The following is a 16486-nucleotide window of genomic DNA, read 5'->3' as shown; positions in this document are numbered from 1 at the left end:
GGAGATTACGTCGATGACGAACGTTCGCGCCCTTGTCCTTGAAGATCAGCACCAACTCAAGCTGCGTGATATCGATCTGCCGCAGACAGTCGGTCCGGGCGAGGTTCGTATCAAGATCCATACGGTGGGTGTCTGCGGCTCGGACGTGCATTACTACACCCATGGGCGCATCGGCCCGTTCGTGGTCGAAGCGCCGATGGTCTTGGGCCACGAGGCCGCTGGCACCATCGTGGAAACAGGCGAAGGCGTCGAGCATCTGAAGATCGGCGACCGCGTCTGCATGGAACCAGGCATCCCCGACCCCAATTCGCGGGCGAGCCGGCTCGGCCTCTACAACATCGACCCGGCGGTCAGGTTCTGGGCGACGCCGCCGATCCATGGCGTATTGACACCCTATGTCGTTCACCCCGCCAACTACACCTTCAAATTGCCCGACAATGTCAGCTTCGCCGAAGGCGCGATGGTCGAGCCCTTCGCCGTCGGCATGCAGGCTGCGGCCAAGGCGAAGATCGCGCCGGGTGACACGGCGGTGGTGCTTGGCGCAGGGCCGATCGGCACGATGGTGGCCATCGCCGCCCTTGCCGGCGGCTGTTCCCGCGCCATCGTCGCAGACCTCGCTCAACCCAAGCTCGATATCGCCACAAGCTTCCAGGGTGTGGTTCCGGTCAACATCCGCGACAAGAACCTGGCGGCGGAGGTGAAGCGCCTGACCGCCGGCTGGGGCGCCGACGTCGTCTTTGAATGCTCCGGCTCGTCCAAAGCATGGGAGACGTTGCTCGATCTGCCGCGACCCGGCGGCGCTGTGGTGGTGGTCGGCCTGCCGGTGGCGCCGGTGGCGTTCGACATCGCTACGGCCTCGACCAAGGAAATCCGCATCGAGACGGTCTTCCGCTATGCCCACCAATATGACCGGGCGATCGCGCTGATGGGATCGGGTCGGGTCGACCTCAAGCCACTGATTTCGGCGACCTTCCCCTTCGAAGACTCCATCGCGGCTTTCGACCGCGCGGTCGAAGGCCGGCCGGCGGACGTGAAGCTGCAGATCAGACTGCCGGACTAAGGCGAGCGCCGGCAAACAGGTTTGGCGCACCTCCATTCGCCTCGATGCAGCCGGTCTGCTGATTCCGTCGCGTTCCAGAAAGCAATCCAGGTCCGGCTGTAACGGTCGCCGTTGCGACGGCAGCGCCCTGTGGAGCCGATCTGACTTGACAACTCGACGCCCGTCCCACACGCTGCCTTAACAAAAGGCACAACAAACTTACAAAAGTTCAAGTTTGCACGACCCTGGCCGATAGGAGAAGGCCAATGCATCTCTGTCACCAAGCGGAGATTTGCGCGTGAGCACCGCGACCTTCACGCAAGAGAGGTCCAGATGGGCCCTGCCCCGGTTTATGACGGCCGAGCATCCTTTTCCCTGGCTCGCGCCGATCACGGTGATGCTTCTGGTTTTCGGCATCTATCCTCTCGCCTATTCGGTCTGGCTGTCATTTCACAAACGCAATGTCGTCTCCCGGCAGCTTGATTTTGCCGGAGTGCACCAGTGGGCGCGCGCGTTCTCGGATACGCGTATGTGGCACTCGCTGGAAACGACGCTGATCTACACCTTTGTCGCACTGGCCGTTCAGCTTGCACTCGGCATTCTCATTGCGCTGCTGCTTGATACCGATCGCAAGGGCTATGGGATCCTGCGGGCGCTGATGACGCTGCCGCTCGTCGTGCCGCCGGCCGTGACTGGAATGATGTTCTTGCTGATGCAGGACGGCTCTTTCGGCGTCCTGTCGTTCTACCTCTACGCCCTCGACCTGATCTCGCCGGCGCAGCCGATCCTGACGCAGCCGGTTACCGCCTTGCTGGCGATCCTGCTGGCAGACATATGGCAATGGACGCCGTTCATGGTGCTCATCATCCTGGCAGGCCTGCGCGCGCTGCCGAAAGAACCTTTCGAAGCGGCAGCGATCGACGGCGCAAACGGCATTCAGACATTCTTGCGGCTTACATTGCCGATGCTGCGCAAGGTGATTGCGGTCGCCGTACTGATCCGCGGCGTCGATCTCTTTCGCATCTACGACTACGTCTACATCATCACGGCCGGCGGGCCGGGCACCGCTACCGAAACGCTTTCGTTCTATGCTGGCCGTATCTACTTCACAGGAGACTTCCCCTACGCCGCAACCCTGTCGCTGATCGTGCTCGTCGTTCTGATCGGCGTGTCGAACGTCTTCGTCAGGCTTTTCAAGGTGAGGTTCTGATGGAACCGTCCCACGCCAAGATGATCACCAGAGACGTGCTCGCCGTGATGGTAGTGGCGATCTTCATGTTTCCGATCGCCTGGTGGGCCCTGTCTTCTATCAAACCCTACTCCGCGATCTTCGACCGCAGCGGACCGGTCTACACGGGCTTCACACCGACGCCGGACAATTACCGCGTGACCCTGCTTGGCGTCTCGCGCGTCGACATAGGCATGGAACAGGGCGGCGAGGCGGCGGGGGTGATCAAGGGCGGCGCCAGTTCCTACGATTCACGCCGGTCGCTTCTCGACAGCGCGATCATAGCCGTTGGGTCGACGGCGCTGACGCTGTTGCTGGCGACACTGGCTGCATATTGCCTGTCACGAATGCAGTTCAGCGGCCAGCAGTCGTTCCTTTTTTGGATTCTCTCGCAGCGCTTCATGCCGCCAATCGCCATCGTCATCCCGGTCGTTTTCATGTTTCGGGATCTCGGCTTGCGCGACACCTATACAGGGCTCATCCTCGTCCACAGTTTGATCAATCTGCCGCTGGCGGTTCTGCTTTTGAAGTCGTTCTTCGACGATGTCCCGCGCGAGGTCGACGAGGCGGCGCTGATTGACGGGGCGACGCGCTGGCAGACTTTTCGACGTGTGGTCCTACCCATGGTGAAAGGCGGCATCGCCGCGACAGCTGTGCTGTGTTTCATCTTTTCCTGGACCGAGTTCCTGCTCTCACTGTTCCTGACAACGTCGATCCGCACCGTGCCGGTGAAGATCTCGACTTTTGTCACCTCGACCGCGACCGAGTGGGGCTACATCACAGCACTCGGTACCTCCGCGATCATTCCCAGCTTCATCTTTATCCTGCTGGTTCAACGGCATCTGGTCCGGGGCCTCACCCTCGGATCGCTGAAAGAGTGAGGCCCCGACGAGAACAACGACGACAAATCGCAACGGAGGAACGATCATGAGCTTCAGAGATCACGACAAGAAGACATTCGTCGCCGATACCTGCAACGACTTTACGGCGCGCCGAATAAGCAAACGCGACTTCATGAAGAAGATGGCGCTGGCTGGCGTTGGCTTTTCCGCCTTCGGATCGGCCATGTTGGGTGGTGGCCGCTCACATCGCGGGGGGCTGGGCCTGGGCATCGAAGAAGCCCGCGCCCAGGACACGGATATGTTGAAGTGGCTGGCCGATGTCGGCAAACCATATGCCGGCACGAAAATCCGCTACACTTCGGAAGCGACGCCGCCAACGATCGTGGCTAACCAGCTTGTGGCGGGCGAGTTCACCAAGGCAACCGGCATTGAGGTCGAGGTCGAGATCGTGCCGTTGGAGCAGGTTCTCGCCAAGGCTACGCAGGACGTACAGGGCCAGCTGGGCACCTATGATGTCTACTATCTCGACCAGTCCTGGATGGCGACGTTTGCTCAGGATGTCATCGATCCGCGCGAATATTATGGCCAGAACAAAGAACTGGCGATGCCAAACTTCGATTGGGACGATTTCTCCAAGCCGCTTGTCGATGGCATCGCCATGTACAACGGCAAACAGTGCGGAATTCCTTTCGATATTCCGATCTTCATCCTGATGTACCGGAAGGATCTTTTCGACAAACACAATATCGCCTTGCCGACAGACCTCGGCGCCTATCTCAAGGCGGTACAGGCTCTCACAGAGGCCGAAAAGGCCAATGGCATCTTTGGCACCGCGTGCCAGGCCAAGTCCGGCCACTATTCGCTCGAATGCGACTGGACGTTCGCACTCTGGGGGCATGGGGGTTCGATCTTCAACAAGGACAAGAAGTTTGTCGGCAATGACGAGCGTGGTGTGGCCGGGCTAGAATTCTACCAGGAGCTGGTCAAAAACTCGCCGCCCTCCGCAACGACATGGACCTGGGACGGTCAGGGGCAAGCTCTGACACAGGGACAGGCCGCCATGGCAATCACCTGGGGCGAGGATTTTCCCGGCTTCGATGCCAACGATTCCAAGGTCAAGGGCCTGTTCGAGGCCTTGCCCGCCCCCAAGGAGGTCCCCGGCCGCCGCGCCGCCGCCGATTGCGGCTTCAACGAAATCCCGGCCGTCGGCCACCAAGGTGGCTCGACGATCTCGTTGTCGCAATATTCCAAGAACAAGGAAGCGGCATGGCTGTTCATGCAGTGGGTCTGCTCGAAGGACGTGATGGCGCGGGTCTCGACGCTCGGCGGCGGCGCCTCGCCGATGCGCAATTCCTCCTTCACCGATCCTCGGGTCAAGGAGAAAGCCGTTGTTGGACCCGGAACGACACGCCATTTCGACGCGATCAAATACACCATCGACAACCAGATGGGGTCAGAGCCCGACATGCCGATTTGGGCTGATTTGTCGAACAATGACATCCCAGTTGAACTCGGCAAGCTGCTGACGGGGCAAGACTATGGCGGCAACGCCAAGGCATGCCTGGATGTCATTGCCGGTATCGTCGACGGCAAAGTCAAGGATGCCGGCCTTTAGCGGGATACTCCGGTGAGTTCGGCGATGGCGGTTTCGGCCGCCCTCGCCCTTTGGCAATGTGGCGGCAATGGTTCCGGATCTCGTTATCGGCATTGATTCCTCGACCTCGGCAACCAAGGCGATTGCCTGGGACCGCAACGGTCGCGCCGTGGCGGAGGGTCGTGCGTCAATAGCAATGTCCAACCCTCGTTCTGGCTATTTCGAACAGGATCCGGCTGAGTGGTGGGCCTCGACGGTGACAGCGCTCCGCACCGTGACGGCAACAGTTTCGCCCGGACGCATTGCGGGCCTTGCCATTTCCAACCAGCGCGAAAGCTTCGGCCTTTTCGACGAGCAGGGTGAGGCGATCGGGCCTGCGACGCTCTGGCTCGATGAGCGCGCCCGCCAGAATGCGCACCGCTTCGGCGCGTCCTTCGGCGCGGCACGGATCCACGCAATATCCGGCAAGCCGCTGGACGTAATCCCTTGTCTCTATCGCATGATCTGGTTTCGCCAGGAGCAGCCCCAGACCTTTGCGCGCGTGGAGCGAATGGCCGAAGTGCACGGCTACCTGGTCTTTCGCTTGAGCGGCCGGTGGGTAACGTCGACCGCCTCCGCAGACCCGATGGGTGTGCTCGACATGCGAGCCATGGACTGGTCGGACGATATACTGAACGCGGCCGGGGTCGCACGACGTATGATGCTGGACCTGGCGCGGCCCGGCACCGTCTTGGGCCGAGTGACGTCGCAAGCCGCAATGCTGACGGGCTTGCGGGAGGGCACGCCGATCGTCGCTGGCGGCGGCGACGGTCAATGTGCCGGCACGGGCGCTGGTGTGTTGCAAGCGCGATGCGCCTACATAAACCTGGGCACGGCAGTCGTGTCCGGCAGCTTCGGCCTCGACTACGTCCATGACCCGGCCTTTCGCACCGAAACGGCGGTCGCCGACGCCGGATATATTTACGAAACGTGCCTTCGCGCCGGCACTTTTCTCGTCGATTGGATGACGCGCGAAATGCTTGGTGTCGATCTACATGGATCCAGCGGCGCCCTGGAGACGCTCGAGGCCGAAGCCGCCGCCAGCCCGATCGGCGCAGGCGGCATAATGCTCCTGCCCTATTGGCAGGGCGTCATGGATCCGCACTGGGACAGTGCGGCCCGCGGTGTAATAGCCGGGCTTTCCGGCTCGAGCCGTCGCGGCGATCTCTATCGCGCCGTGCTGGAAGGAATAGCACTGCACCAAGCCGCGACGAGCCAGCGGGCCGCTTCCGCGGCTGGTCAGAACATCGACCGTTTCATAGCGATCGGCGGAGGAGCGAAGTCCGACCTGTGGATGCAGATTCTGGCGGATGCACTCAACCGTCCCATAAAACGGTCCACGACCGTGGAAGCCTCCTCGCTCGGCGCGGCAATGGCAGCGGCAAAGGGGGTGGGCTGGTTTTCCACGATCGCAGAAGCGTCGCTCACGATGGCCGCCGAACCCGCCAAGTCCTTCGAACCCGATGGCGGCCGTGCCAGCCGCTATGCCGAACTTCTTGCGATTCATACCGATCTTTGGCCAGCGCTTTCCGCTTGGAACCAGCGACTCGCGGCTTTCGCGGAGGCTGACCATGCCTGAAATGGTCAACTGGAACGCCCTGATCGAGGATGTTGTCGCAGGACGCTGGAAGGACCCTAACACAGGCGCGGCAGCTGACCTGCCGTTCCAAACGATCCAATTGCTGGAGACGACGGAGGGCCGCGAGGCGGATCTCGTTGCTCCTCTGACGCTGGGCAGCCGTATCGCTGTCGTATCCGACGCCAATACCGTCGAGGTGATGGGCCGGCGCGTCGCGAAGGCCCTGCGTTCCATCGCCCATGTCGACGAAATCGTGTTGCCTCAAGATCTCCACTGCGACGAGGCCACGATCCAGATGATCCGGGACAAAACGCGGCCCGCCGACGGTGTCGTGGCCGTGGGATCCGGGGTCCTCAACGACAGCTGCAAACAAGCGACCTTCCTTGACGACCGGCCTTATGCCGTCTTCGGCACGGCAGCGTCGATGAATGGCTATGGCGCCTCGACCGCGTCGGTGACCTTGGCGTCAGGGCTCAAAATCTCACTGCCCTCGCATGCTCCGCGCGGCATCTTCCTGGACCTTGGCATTTCAGCCGCGGCGCCGACCTGGCTCAGTGCGGCCGGACTTGGCGACAGCCTTTGCCGTTCCACCGCCCAGATCGATTGGTGGGCCTCGCACCGGCTGTTCGGCACCTACTATTCCGACGTGCCCTACTTACTGCAGGCGGGCGATGAGGAACCCATGCTGGCGCATGCGTCTGGCCTTGCCAACCATGACATCACCGCGGTCGGGCACCTCCAGCGCGTCTTGACGCTATGCTCAATGGGCGTCTGCTTCGCCGGCGTTTCCCATCCCGGTTCCATGGGAGAGCACCAAATCTCCCATTGGATCGACATGTTCGCGCGAGAGCATCATCCCGGTACCACTCATGGTCAGCAGGTTGGCGTTGCCTCGCTGGTCATGGCGCGTCTGCAAGCCTGGCTGATGGACAGGCAAGAGCCGCCACTCGCAAGGCCGACCATTGTCGATGAGACCGCTATGCTGGCCCGCTATGGGGCGCAAGTCGGGCCACTTTGCATTGCCGAGATGAAGAAGACAGCACTCGATCGCAGCCAGACGGAAGCCTTCAATCGCAAACTTGGGGAAATCTGGCCGGCTCTGCGCCGCGAGCTTCGACCGATGGCGATACCGGTTGCCCGCATGGAGGCGGCGCTCAAAGCTGCCGGAGGGCCGCTCACCGGCGCAGAATTAGGCCTGCCGCGAGAGCTTTGGCATGACGCCATCCGCTACTCGCGAGAAATCCGCGGTCGCTGGTCCTTTGTCAATCTGGCCGCCGATGCGGGACTCCTGGAAGAGTTCCTGGAGGGCGAATGGTGAACCGCATTGGATCGTTACCGGTGTCTCGCACGGCGAAGTGGTAGCCAAGGGCAAGGGCAATCGAAGGAATCGCACTTTATGGCGTCAGTCACCATCAACAACATCAGGAAAGAGTATGGCGCCGTCGAGGTCATCCATGGGCTCGATCTTTCGATCGAAGATGGCCAGTTCGTCGTCTTGTTGGGACCGTCCGGCTGCGGCAAGTCCACTCTGTTGCGCATGATAGCCGGTCTTGAGCCGATCACGTCCGGTGGGATCGCCATAGGCGACAAGGTCGTCAACACTCTTCATCCCAAGGATCGAAACATCGCGATGGTCTTCCAGAATTACGCGCTTTACGCGCATATGACGGTCTTCGACAACATGGCCTTCTCCATGCAGTTGAAGAAACGGTCCAAGGAAGAAATCAAACAAAAGGTGGGATGGGCAGCCTCGATCCTCAACCTCACTCCCTACCTCGAACGGTATCCCCGCCAGCTCTCGGGCGGCCAGCGGCAGCGCGTTGCCATGGGCCGAGCCATCGTGCGAGATCCAACCGTATTCCTGTTTGACGAGCCGCTATCCAACCTCGACGCCAAACTGCGCGTGCAGATGCGGACTGAAATCAAGGAACTCCATCAGCGCCTGAAGACCACCACCGTGTATGTCACGCACGACCAGATCGAGGCTATGACCATGGCCGATATCATCGTCATCATGCGCGACGGCTACATCGAGCAGATGGGCCGGCCGCTCGATGTTTACGATCACCCGGCAAACCTCTTTGTCGCCTCCTTCATCGGCTCGCCTGCAATGAACTTGTTCCATGGCGAGGTGGCACCTGAGCGCGACGCCTGGGTGGTGCGATCCGACAAGCTGTCCCTCCCGCTGCCCCCGAAGGCTGCGGTCCACCCCGGGCAAAAGGTAATCTATGGCATTCGCCCCGAACATCTTCGACCGGTAGCAAACGGAAGCGGCATCGCAACGACAGTCAAAGTCGTGGAGCCGACTGGCCCCGAGATCCATATCTTTGCAAGCATGGGCGACATCGCGATCTGCTCGGTGCTGCATGACCGCATGGAACTCTCTCCCGGGGCGGTGATCCATCTGGAGCCCACCCCTGACCGAATCCACCTGTTCGATCAAGACACCGGCAAACGGCTGGACAACGAGAGAAATTGAATGGCACGCATCGTTATCCTCGGCGCCGGCGTCATGGGCTCTGCCATGACCCTTCCGGCTGCTCACGCAGGTAACCGCATCACTCTCGTTGGCACCCATCTCGATGAGGAGATCATTGGCTCCGTGACGGGTACAGGTCGTCATCCGCGCCTCAACATCACTCTACCTGGCGCCGTAACAGCCTGTTCCTGGACTGAATTCGGGGCAGCGGTAAATGAGCGACCCGATCTGCTGGTACTCGGCGTCTCGTCGGCCGGCGTTCCCTGGGCGATCGACCGCATTGCGGAAAGCATCAAGTCGCCTGTGCCAATACTGATGGTTACAAAAGGCCTCGCCGCGAGCGAGGCAGGCATTGAAATCCTGCCACATCAGCTTGCTCGCGAAATTGAACGACGCACCGCCCTGACGATCCCCGTAATGGCTGTTGGCGGACCGTGCATTGCGGGCGAACTGGCGGCACAGCGTGATACCTCAGTGATTGTGGCCGGGCACGACCCCGACCAGATCGCCAAGGCGTCTCACATGCTGCGAGCTCCTTTCTATCACGTGCGAGCGTCATCCGATCTCATCGGTGTCGAGATCTGCGCCGCTTTCAAGAATTTCTACACGCTTGCCGTTGGCGCTCCGGTCGGGCTGCTGGAGCACGACGACAAGGCGCCAAATGGTGCCCTCATGCACAATCTTGCCTCGTCGCTTTTTTCGCAATCGCTCGCCGAGATGGGCATTTTGGTCGAAGCGCTGGGCGGAAGAATCGAAACAGTGCAGGGATTGGCGGGCTCCGGTGATCTTTATGTGACCTGCCAAGCGGGCCGCAACGGCCGGATGGGACGCTTGCTTGGCCGCGGCCTGCCCTATTCCGTAGCCAAGCGGGACCATATGAGTTCAGACACGGTCGAGGGGGCGCAACTGGCGCTGGATCTTGGCCAAACGTTGGAGAAAATGATGGCACAGGGTGCGCTTCCGGGCGATCGCCTGCCGCTCACGGCTGCCATCATCGACGCGATTTGCAATGATGCTCCGCTGGCCTTGTCCTTCGATCGCTATCACCGATGCTAAGGGCGATGCCAGAAAGTCATGATGCCAGAAAGTCATATCGATTCGGACACGGCGCCGCCGAGCCGTTCGTAGCCCGCGCAGTGGACAGAATGTTGTGATGGAGAAACCACCACGAAAAAAACGTGACGGCCGCCAGGCCGTATCCAACTCCGTTTCAACCGATCGCGAGGAAGGGCTCCTCGTCCGCGCCGCCTGGCTGGCTTATGTCGCAGACCTCACGCAAGCGCAAATCGCCAAGTCTCTTGGTCTAACCCGCCTTCGCGTCAACCGGATGCTGGCGCAGGCCCGCGAGCGGGGGATCGTTCAGATCCGCATCAATTCGAAGGTGGCGAACTGCATCGAGCTGGAGAACCGGTTGCGTCACAGCTACGGCGTCTCGGATCCAATCGTGGTTCCGACACCGCCCGATCCTGCTCTGCTACCACAAGTCATCGCAGCCGCCGCGGGGCAAGCCCTGTCGCTCAGGATCTGCGATGGGATATCGGTGGGCGTGGGGTGGGGTCGGACGCTCCAACTCAGCCTCCGGTCGGTGACCGTACGTCCGGTCAAGGGGATGTCCGTCGTTTCCTTGCTCGGCGGCCTCACGCGCGGGTCGGCGATCAATATCTATGAGATGGCCTCCCGGCTCGCCGCGCTTTTCGAGGCGGAATGTTTCTACATCGCGGCACCGGTGTTCAGCGATACCGAGGCCACGCGCGATCTGCTGATGCGCCAGTCTATCCTGGAAGATGCCTTTACCCATGCGCGCGACGTCGACGCCGCTTTTGTTTCAGTCGGCGCGGTGCACAAGGACGCCACCATCTTTCGGATCGGACTGATAGGCGAGGACGATCTCATATCGCTGCACGAAGCAGGCGCTGTCGGCGATATTTGCGGCCATTGGATCGATGCCGATGGGCAGCTCGTCGATCACCCGCTCAACCATCGTGTGATCGGCCTCGCCCCGCAAAACCTGCGCGACATCGAAACCGTGATCCTGCCCTCCGGTGGCCTCGAGAAGGTCCCGGTGTTGCGCGCCGTGCTGCGTCTCGGTGTCGTCGATGTTTTGATCACCGACGAGCAAACCGCTGAGGCAATCCTTGCAGAAAAGCCATAGCGCAGATCTGCCAGCATCTGCGCCCTCGAGGATAAGAAGCGACGAGGTAGTCATGCGCAAAGTTGCGATGCCGACTGCATCGTGCGTCGGGCAAGCCAACTCGTTTCGGTCGACAAACGTTTCGGTACATCTCGTCGCTACGCGTTGCTAGACTAAGCGCGTCGCTGGGCAGTCGCGGCTGCACGTTCAAACATGGATTGGAGCAGGACCGGCCAGACATCCCGAAGCGACGCCGCCTCGGCCCGTGGCTAGCCCGAACTCTATCCCGTCCGGTTCGCCTCCGCTGACGCGGCCTGTCAATCAAGATGGGGCTGCTGGGCCCGCGCTCCACGCGGCGAGCGCTGTCGGGCCGACCTGTACCATGGCCACTGGAAGACCACCACTTTCACCAGGGCGCTGCGGCTGACCGGCATGACCGCGCCGTTCGTCTATGATGGCGCCATGAACGGCGGCGTCACACGCCCTTAGCGACGTTCTCGATCAGCCTGACGACCAAATTGCGAAACCTCTCCGGAGACCTATCCCCTATGTTTCCAACAGCCTCGGCTACCATACCAGGTGAGGAAACCGACACCTCGCCACTTAGCTGGACGTTGACCGTGAATGCCCTTTTGGCTGTCTTTTTCAATCCTGGCTTTCGGTAGAGTCGGAACCGAACAGAGGGCATTAACACTCCGCCCCGGCGGCGCGGTGCGGTATCTATGTCGATGGTCATCTCGCCCGCCACCTCTGCCCTGGCCGCTTCCAACGACGCAACCACGACATCGTTTAGCCAAGCCCTGGCTTGGGTGCCAAAGTCCGCCATCGAAGCATTCCCATCCTCCTCTTGCTCGCGGTGGGCTGTCTTGCCGCGCTCAAGGGCTTCTTTGAACCTATTCATCCCAATCGCCTCCGACTTGTCTGCGCATGAAGCTGATCCTCAGATCGGCGACTGCGCGGCCATTCAATAGAACGCATGCTGTCGGTGTACGTTGCGTGGGCTGGCTCCTGCGGTCGAGGCGCTCCTCGTCGAGACCATCGCCGATCACCGCCCAGTGCTGTTCCCCCAGTCCGGCTGCTGCTGCGACGGGTCTTCGCGGATGTGCTATCCGTGTGGCGATTTCATCATCGGCGAAAATGATGTCAGGCTGCGCGAAATCGGTGACACGCCGGTGTGTTCGGAAGCGCAGCGGCGCCAAGGCAGGACCGTCGTCGAGCTGTAGGAAGCGCTGCGAGGTCATGCGGTCATTGAAGCGTCTCATCGCGGCCGATAACGCTGCGCAAAGAAAACGCCAAGCTTGAAACTGAGCTTGCCATCCTCACGGCAATGACGCGTGCAGGCCGACAGCTCTAACGATGGTGTATTTTCTTGTCCGGCGTTCGCTCCAATAGGTGGCGACTGCGCTTGATAATTTTCAGGGCTTCATCTCGGGTAAGACCGCATTTGCTCGCATCCCGCAGTCGGATTGCTTGCCGCGACTTCGTCCACCCCAGACCACAGGCGAGGAGACATCGGCAGCAGAGAACATTAGCTTGCGCTACTTGACGCGATAGCCGGCCGCACCAGACTCCAAAGAATGGCAAGGGCTTTAATGTTGGCGATGAAGTGGCGATCGACGCCTCCGTCCTGAGACGCGTCACCGACGAGCGGGTGAGCGTATCGATCCCGACCTATGGCTTCCCATATTCCATTCGTGACAGCACGACGCAGGTGTTCAAAGGCCAAATGATCGAGCTGATCGGCAGCGTCACGCGGATCGAGAAGGACGCCGTACTGTTAGCCTGGGCGGACCGATAGTGACGGTTTCTCCTGACGTCGTCAGGCTTATGGCAGCCTATAAGGCAGCGACGAGGAAGGCGCCCTTGGTGGACAAGCCGACATAAATGCCGCGGGCTCAAACGGCATTCCTGCGCTGTCAGGCCTTCCCTGCAGGTCTCCATGCCGAGAACCTGATCATTTTAACTGGGCGAGCCAGCAAGAAGTCCCGCGGCTAAAAAACCGCCCCCCAATTGCCCCGGATGACTCTGCCCTGTCCACACCTTATTAACAAATGCTATTTCGGATGGCTCAGGGTGTGCTTTGCTGATATGTTTCTTTGGCGGAACCCCAACCCCGCCGGCCGGCGTCTCCAAGCAGGTTACTTACCCCACCCGCCCCCAAGAGGCGCCGGCCACCTTGCCGCGCGGCGAACACTGCCCCGAGCTGGCCGCAGGGTCCGATATCGAGCCTCTGTATTGGGCAGCCTCAATCCATAGTGCGAGCGCAATAGCTGGCGACCGCCCCTTTACTTTCAAATCGCGGCCTCGATAGCCTCCGGCCGCAATCCACACCGTCTTGGAACGTTGATCCATCGTGATGCCCAGCGCACTCGCACGGGCGCATAGCTCTGCGTTATTTCGAGACATTCTTTCTTGAGCTCCGTTGCCCCCCTCCTGGCTGCAGACGCAACAAAAATGCATTGTTGCGTAACAGGATTGTGTGCGCTGGAGACTGGGCGTGTTGCTGGCCAGGCGCTACCTCCCGCCGCGGCCTGGCGCGCTCAAGACAATAAAAAGCCCGCCGGCTTTGACCGGCGGGCAGTCCACGGGAAAGACCGCCAATGGGATGCGGTCCGGCCTCACAACCCTGATGTCTCGGTGTTTGTTCCACCGGAGCAATTTAGCTCGTCAGCAAAAAAATGTTCCCGCAGGAGCGCCCCGCAATAACAATGTTAATTTTATCTGAGCCCACTCATGACAAAATAAGTGAGGGCCTACCGGAACGAAGTTTGCTGACGCTATGGCCCCTTGGCATCCGACGACCGTCGATCCCCCCAGCCCCCGCCCATCGGCGTTCGTCCTTTTTCCTGTGCGCCTAGGTAACAACCTCAGAAGGCCATGGAACAGCGGCGCGGGTGGGAAATATTGGGAAGGATCAACAAGGCAAAACGGAAGCTGCTGCCCACCGCTCCATTCACGGCAGCGGCGGGCGTTCCCCAGGCATTAGAGGGAATTCAGGTCGGGAGCGTTGGGGCACCCGAACTGAGCAGCACCAAACACATTAGGTCGATGGAAAGTTCCAACCGGTGCAAAAAATATCCGCCAGGTGGTACCGGCGGGCACGGAGTGTCCTAAAGTAGCAATTAAGTATATGGTGCATTTCGTACTAGTCACAAAGGTGTTTTATTACCCGCAATCGCCATTCCAAGGTATGGCACTAGAAAAGAGAGGGATGAGACGTGGACGGTGTTCGACCTGTTCACCGGCTTGCCGGCGGAAATTCAAGGCCATCCATATATCGACCTCGAAATGGATTAGGCCAACGAACTAGCTGCTGTGCTTAATGTCGCTGACCGAATTTGAAGGGACGCCAGTTAGGGACGAGAGCAGACAACTCGGCGGCAAGTCATATGATATCAGCGGCGGCTCGATGAACTTGAGCTGATCCTCAACGTTACACATGCACTCGACACTCCGAACCCGATTCAAGCCGCTCGGATCGTTTGTCCCCATTATGTTCGACCGGGTGAGGAGGTGCTCATGCTGATCAATTGCCTTCAGTGCAACGGCGACGGCTTTTGGAGGCTTCCGGTCGAAGACATTGACGATCGGTACGACCTTACAATCGCTACCATGATCTATGCTGATGGAAAGCGTTGGCCCGCCATGTCGGAAGAACCGATTGAGAAAGTTCCCAGCGGTAACCCCGTTGCTTACGAATTCCCTTGCTTCAAGTGTCGCGGACTAGGCGAAATCGAGATGGCGGTAATTGGGACGGCACTGGGGTTGTTGCGTTCATCTCCCCGAAGGCTTTCGAACTGATCTCCCGGTAAGGACCTTCACGCGTCGAGGGATTGCAGTTGTGAAGCCCCAGCGCCGGGCATCAAGACATAGCCGAAAGGCAACCGCGCAGTGCGTCCGAATGTCTAACTGGCAGAGCCCTTTAAGCCTTTCCAAAACTTGGCTTCGCGCACCAAGGAGCTCGAGTCGGCGCCGATGAGCTTGATCAGGCCGCGCGCTTCTGCCTCGGAGATGCCGACCTCTTTAGCCAAGCGCCGGGCAAGGAACTGAATGCCCGGATCATCTTCGCGTCCGCCGGCGGTATCTGTCATCGGAACCTCCTTTTTGGCTCCGAACTTGCCGGCGATGGTTTCGTTTCATGGGGAATAAAAAAAGCCCGCCGGCCGAAGCTAGCGGGCTAAGGATTAAGTTGGCTCAGTGCAGAACTTGGACGATCTGGTGGGTATCAGGGTCGACCAGGACTGTCTGATCGTTGATGACGGCCACTCGATATTTGACATTAGGAACCTCACGGAGTTCGACAGTGTCCGGAACCGAGGAGCCAAGTTTCAGTTCGACACCGAGAAGATTCACGGACGCCAGAGGCTGCTTTTTGACGTATTCGCGGACGACCGTTTCCTGCTCGGGCTGTAGAACGACGACATTGCCGGCAATTGCGGTGGTAATCCCGCTCATCAACACGATCGCCGCTGCTGAAATTGGAATACGAACATTCATTTTGTCTCTCCGTGTCAGGTTCGCCCTTCACAGCATCAACTAACTTCAGAGAGCGAAGTTCCCTCGCAACAAACCTTGGGCAGCACCGATTCGAGCGAAAATCCCGCCGGCCGGAACGTCGATGACGACAGACGGCGGAGCCCGGAACAAAGAAAAGCGCCGTTAGTTTCACCCGCAGGGCACTCAAACAGAAGGACGAGCATGATGAAAATGGCTATGGTAATCGCGCTTGCGGTGTCGTTTTCTGCGGGCTCTGCAATCGCGGCATGTCCGGACAAATCGGCTGCCAACACGGGCGCCGACACCCAACAGACCGCCGGTATTTCGAAAGATGGTACCCACGCGCCCTTGGAGACTCCGAAGGCCAAGGACAGTGCCGGCAAACCGGCCGCCAAGGATGGCAGCACAATGCCGTTGGCAGGGGCGGAAGGCGGCGGTGACAAGAATCTCGCAACATCGCAGCAGGATATCGAGGCGCAGCAGCATGGCGAGAAGACCGCGGCGGCAAAGGCCGACGACAGCTGCAATGACTGACGACGGAACAGGGCCGGAGCGGTTGTCGGCTCCGGCCTTTTCATCAAGCCTCACAGAAGGTCGCGCATCGCGCTCCCTTCTTGCGCTTTTTCTTAGGTGCCGGCGTCGCGCAAGGAATTTCGGCCTTCAGCCGTTTCTCCCGGAGCCGAGCTGTCTTCTCATCCCGTTCCGCGCGCTCTACCTCGATCAGTTCCCGCGCAGCATCCGAGGTGCGCTCCTTTCTGTCTCGTCTTTCCTTCTCGGTGAGCCGTTGACCTTCTCGCATCGTTGCCCTGACTAAGACGGTACCGCGCAAATGTTGCCGCACAGAACGATTGTCATCAGATCGGGTTCCGCTGGACTGCAAAAGCCCGCCACCTTTCCATAGCGGGAGCGAATCATCCTCCCCGCAGCACGCGCCAGGCGGTGACGAGCGACGCCAGCGCCGCGGCCGCGACAGACGGAAGGACCGCGACGGATGGTTGTCGGGCAAAAGTTATTGGAAGGCCACTACGAACCCGTCGCGACTGCCAGAGCTGGCGCGA

General features: G+C 60.2%; 15 protein-coding genes and 1 pseudogene. 13 read left to right on the top strand and 3 right to left on the bottom strand.

The window, feature by feature from the left end; translation table 11 throughout:
• The first annotated feature begins 13 nt into the window (after positions 1-13).
• From LB532_RS24790 to LB532_RS30355, 10 genes and pseudogenes are all read left to right on the top strand, one after another.
• Positions 14-1060 (top strand): NAD(P)-dependent alcohol dehydrogenase, encoded by a 1047-nt coding sequence (locus LB532_RS24790; protein ID WP_140644122.1) that lies wholly within the window; start codon positions 14-16, stop codon positions 1058-1060.
• Between the two features lie 277 nt (positions 1061-1337).
• Complete coding sequence (locus tag LB532_RS24785; protein ID WP_224557353.1) at positions 1338-2249, top strand: carbohydrate ABC transporter permease; 912 nt, start codon at positions 1338-1340, stop codon at positions 2247-2249.
• Entirely contained in the window at positions 2249-3148 is a 900-nt protein-coding gene (locus LB532_RS24780; RefSeq protein WP_140644124.1) for a carbohydrate ABC transporter permease, read from the top strand. Before LB532_RS24785 ends, LB532_RS24780 begins: the two co-directional genes overlap by 1 nt.
• A gap of 46 nt (positions 3149-3194) precedes the next feature.
• Positions 3195-4724, top strand: a complete 1530-nt coding sequence (locus LB532_RS24775) for an ABC transporter substrate-binding protein (protein ID WP_140644126.1) — start codon at positions 3195-3197, stop codon at positions 4722-4724.
• A 67-nt stretch (positions 4725-4791) separates the two neighbouring features.
• On the top strand, positions 4792-6321 hold the full coding sequence (locus tag LB532_RS24770) for a xylulokinase (protein ID WP_140644128.1): 1530 nt from the start codon (positions 4792-4794) through the stop codon (positions 6319-6321).
• Positions 6314-7639: an iron-containing alcohol dehydrogenase gene (locus LB532_RS24765; protein WP_140644130.1), complete on the top strand. Its 1326-nt coding sequence runs from the start codon at positions 6314-6316 to the stop codon at positions 7637-7639. The genes LB532_RS24770 and LB532_RS24765 overlap by 8 nt, the downstream gene beginning before the upstream one ends.
• 78 nt (positions 7640-7717) lie before the next feature.
• Entirely contained in the window at positions 7718-8800 is a 1083-nt protein-coding gene (locus LB532_RS24760) for an ABC transporter ATP-binding protein (RefSeq protein WP_140644132.1), read from the top strand.
• Complete coding sequence (locus tag LB532_RS24755) at positions 8801-9856, top strand: glycerol-3-phosphate dehydrogenase (protein WP_140644134.1); 1056 nt, start codon at positions 8801-8803, stop codon at positions 9854-9856.
• A 97-nt stretch (positions 9857-9953) separates the two neighbouring features.
• Positions 9954-10952 carry a sugar-binding transcriptional regulator gene (locus LB532_RS24750; RefSeq protein ID WP_140644136.1) on the top strand — a complete coding sequence of 333 codons (999 nt, stop codon included), beginning with the start codon at positions 9954-9956 and terminating at the stop codon, positions 10950-10952.
• 152 nt (positions 10953-11104) lie between these two features.
• Positions 11105-11408: pseudogene (locus tag LB532_RS30355) on the top strand (IS630 family transposase); the annotation flags it as partial.
• Here LB532_RS30355 and LB532_RS24740 read toward each other — a convergent pair.
• On the bottom strand, positions 11407-11832 hold the full coding sequence (locus LB532_RS24740; RefSeq protein WP_140644138.1) for a hypothetical protein: 426 nt from the start codon (positions 11830-11832) through the stop codon (positions 11407-11409). The pseudogene LB532_RS30355 and the gene LB532_RS24740 overlap by 2 nt on opposite strands.
• Before the next feature lie 154 nt (positions 11833-11986).
• Here LB532_RS24740 and LB532_RS24735 point away from each other — a divergent pair, with 154 nt between their 5' ends.
• Entirely contained in the window at positions 11987-12154 is a 168-nt protein-coding gene (locus LB532_RS24735) for a DUF779 domain-containing protein (RefSeq protein WP_411908900.1), read from the top strand.
• A gap of 383 nt (positions 12155-12537) precedes the next feature.
• On the top strand, positions 12538-12729 hold the full coding sequence (locus LB532_RS24730; RefSeq protein WP_318011245.1) for a hypothetical protein: 192 nt from the start codon (positions 12538-12540) through the stop codon (positions 12727-12729).
• A 2107-nt stretch (positions 12730-14836) separates the two neighbouring features.
• Here the strand turns inward: LB532_RS24730 and LB532_RS24725 are convergent.
• Positions 14837-15022, bottom strand: a complete 186-nt coding sequence (locus tag LB532_RS24725; RefSeq protein WP_140644142.1) for a hypothetical protein — start codon at positions 15020-15022, stop codon at positions 14837-14839.
• 103 nt (positions 15023-15125) lie between these two features.
• The gene (locus LB532_RS24720; protein WP_140644144.1) at positions 15126-15428 is read right to left on the bottom strand and encodes a DUF1236 domain-containing protein; all 303 of its coding nucleotides are present in this window, start codon (positions 15426-15428) and stop codon (positions 15126-15128) included.
• A 75-nt stretch (positions 15429-15503) separates the two neighbouring features.
• On the opposite strand from LB532_RS24720, the gene LB532_RS24715 reads away from it, so the two are divergent.
• The gene (locus LB532_RS24715; protein WP_224557351.1) at positions 15504-15962 is read left to right on the top strand and encodes a hypothetical protein; all 459 of its coding nucleotides are present in this window, start codon (positions 15504-15506) and stop codon (positions 15960-15962) included.
• The last annotated feature ends 524 nt before the right edge of the window (positions 15963-16486 follow it).

The sequence above is a fragment of the Mesorhizobium sp. ESP-6-2 genome, from assembly GCF_020164675.1.
In the GTDB taxonomy this organism is placed as follows: domain Bacteria; phylum Pseudomonadota; class Alphaproteobacteria; order Rhizobiales; family Rhizobiaceae; genus Mesorhizobium.
Note: the sequence above shows the minus strand (reverse complement) of the source record. Positions and strands in the feature narration are given on the sequence as shown.

What these genes read in the sequence shown, in the direction of transcription:
- LB532_RS24720 (WP_140644144.1), bottom strand. Translation starts at nt 15,428, where the DNA reads ATGAATGTTCGTATTCCAATTTCAGCAGCGGCGATCGTGTTGATGAGC.
- LB532_RS24755 (WP_140644134.1), top strand. Translation starts at nt 8,801, where the DNA reads ATGGCACGCATCGTTATCCTCGGCGCCGGCGTCATGGGCTCTGCCATG.
- LB532_RS24770 (WP_140644128.1), top strand. Translation starts at nt 4,792, where the DNA reads ATGGTTCCGGATCTCGTTATCGGCATTGATTCCTCGACCTCGGCAACC.
- LB532_RS24740 (WP_140644138.1), bottom strand. Translation starts at nt 11,832, where the DNA reads ATGAATAGGTTCAAAGAAGCCCTTGAGCGCGGCAAGACAGCCCACCGC.
- LB532_RS24780 (WP_140644124.1), top strand. Translation starts at nt 2,249, where the DNA reads ATGGAACCGTCCCACGCCAAGATGATCACCAGAGACGTGCTCGCCGTG.
- LB532_RS24775 (WP_140644126.1), top strand. Translation starts at nt 3,195, where the DNA reads ATGAGCTTCAGAGATCACGACAAGAAGACATTCGTCGCCGATACCTGC.
- LB532_RS24765 (WP_140644130.1), top strand. Translation starts at nt 6,314, where the DNA reads ATGCCTGAAATGGTCAACTGGAACGCCCTGATCGAGGATGTTGTCGCA.
- LB532_RS24760 (WP_140644132.1), top strand. Translation starts at nt 7,718, where the DNA reads ATGGCGTCAGTCACCATCAACAACATCAGGAAAGAGTATGGCGCCGTC.
- LB532_RS24790 (WP_140644122.1), top strand. Translation starts at nt 14, where the DNA reads ATGACGAACGTTCGCGCCCTTGTCCTTGAAGATCAGCACCAACTCAAG.
- LB532_RS24750 (WP_140644136.1), top strand. Translation starts at nt 9,954, where the DNA reads ATGGAGAAACCACCACGAAAAAAACGTGACGGCCGCCAGGCCGTATCC.
- LB532_RS24725 (WP_140644142.1), bottom strand. Translation starts at nt 15,022, where the DNA reads ATGACAGATACCGCCGGCGGACGCGAAGATGATCCGGGCATTCAGTTC.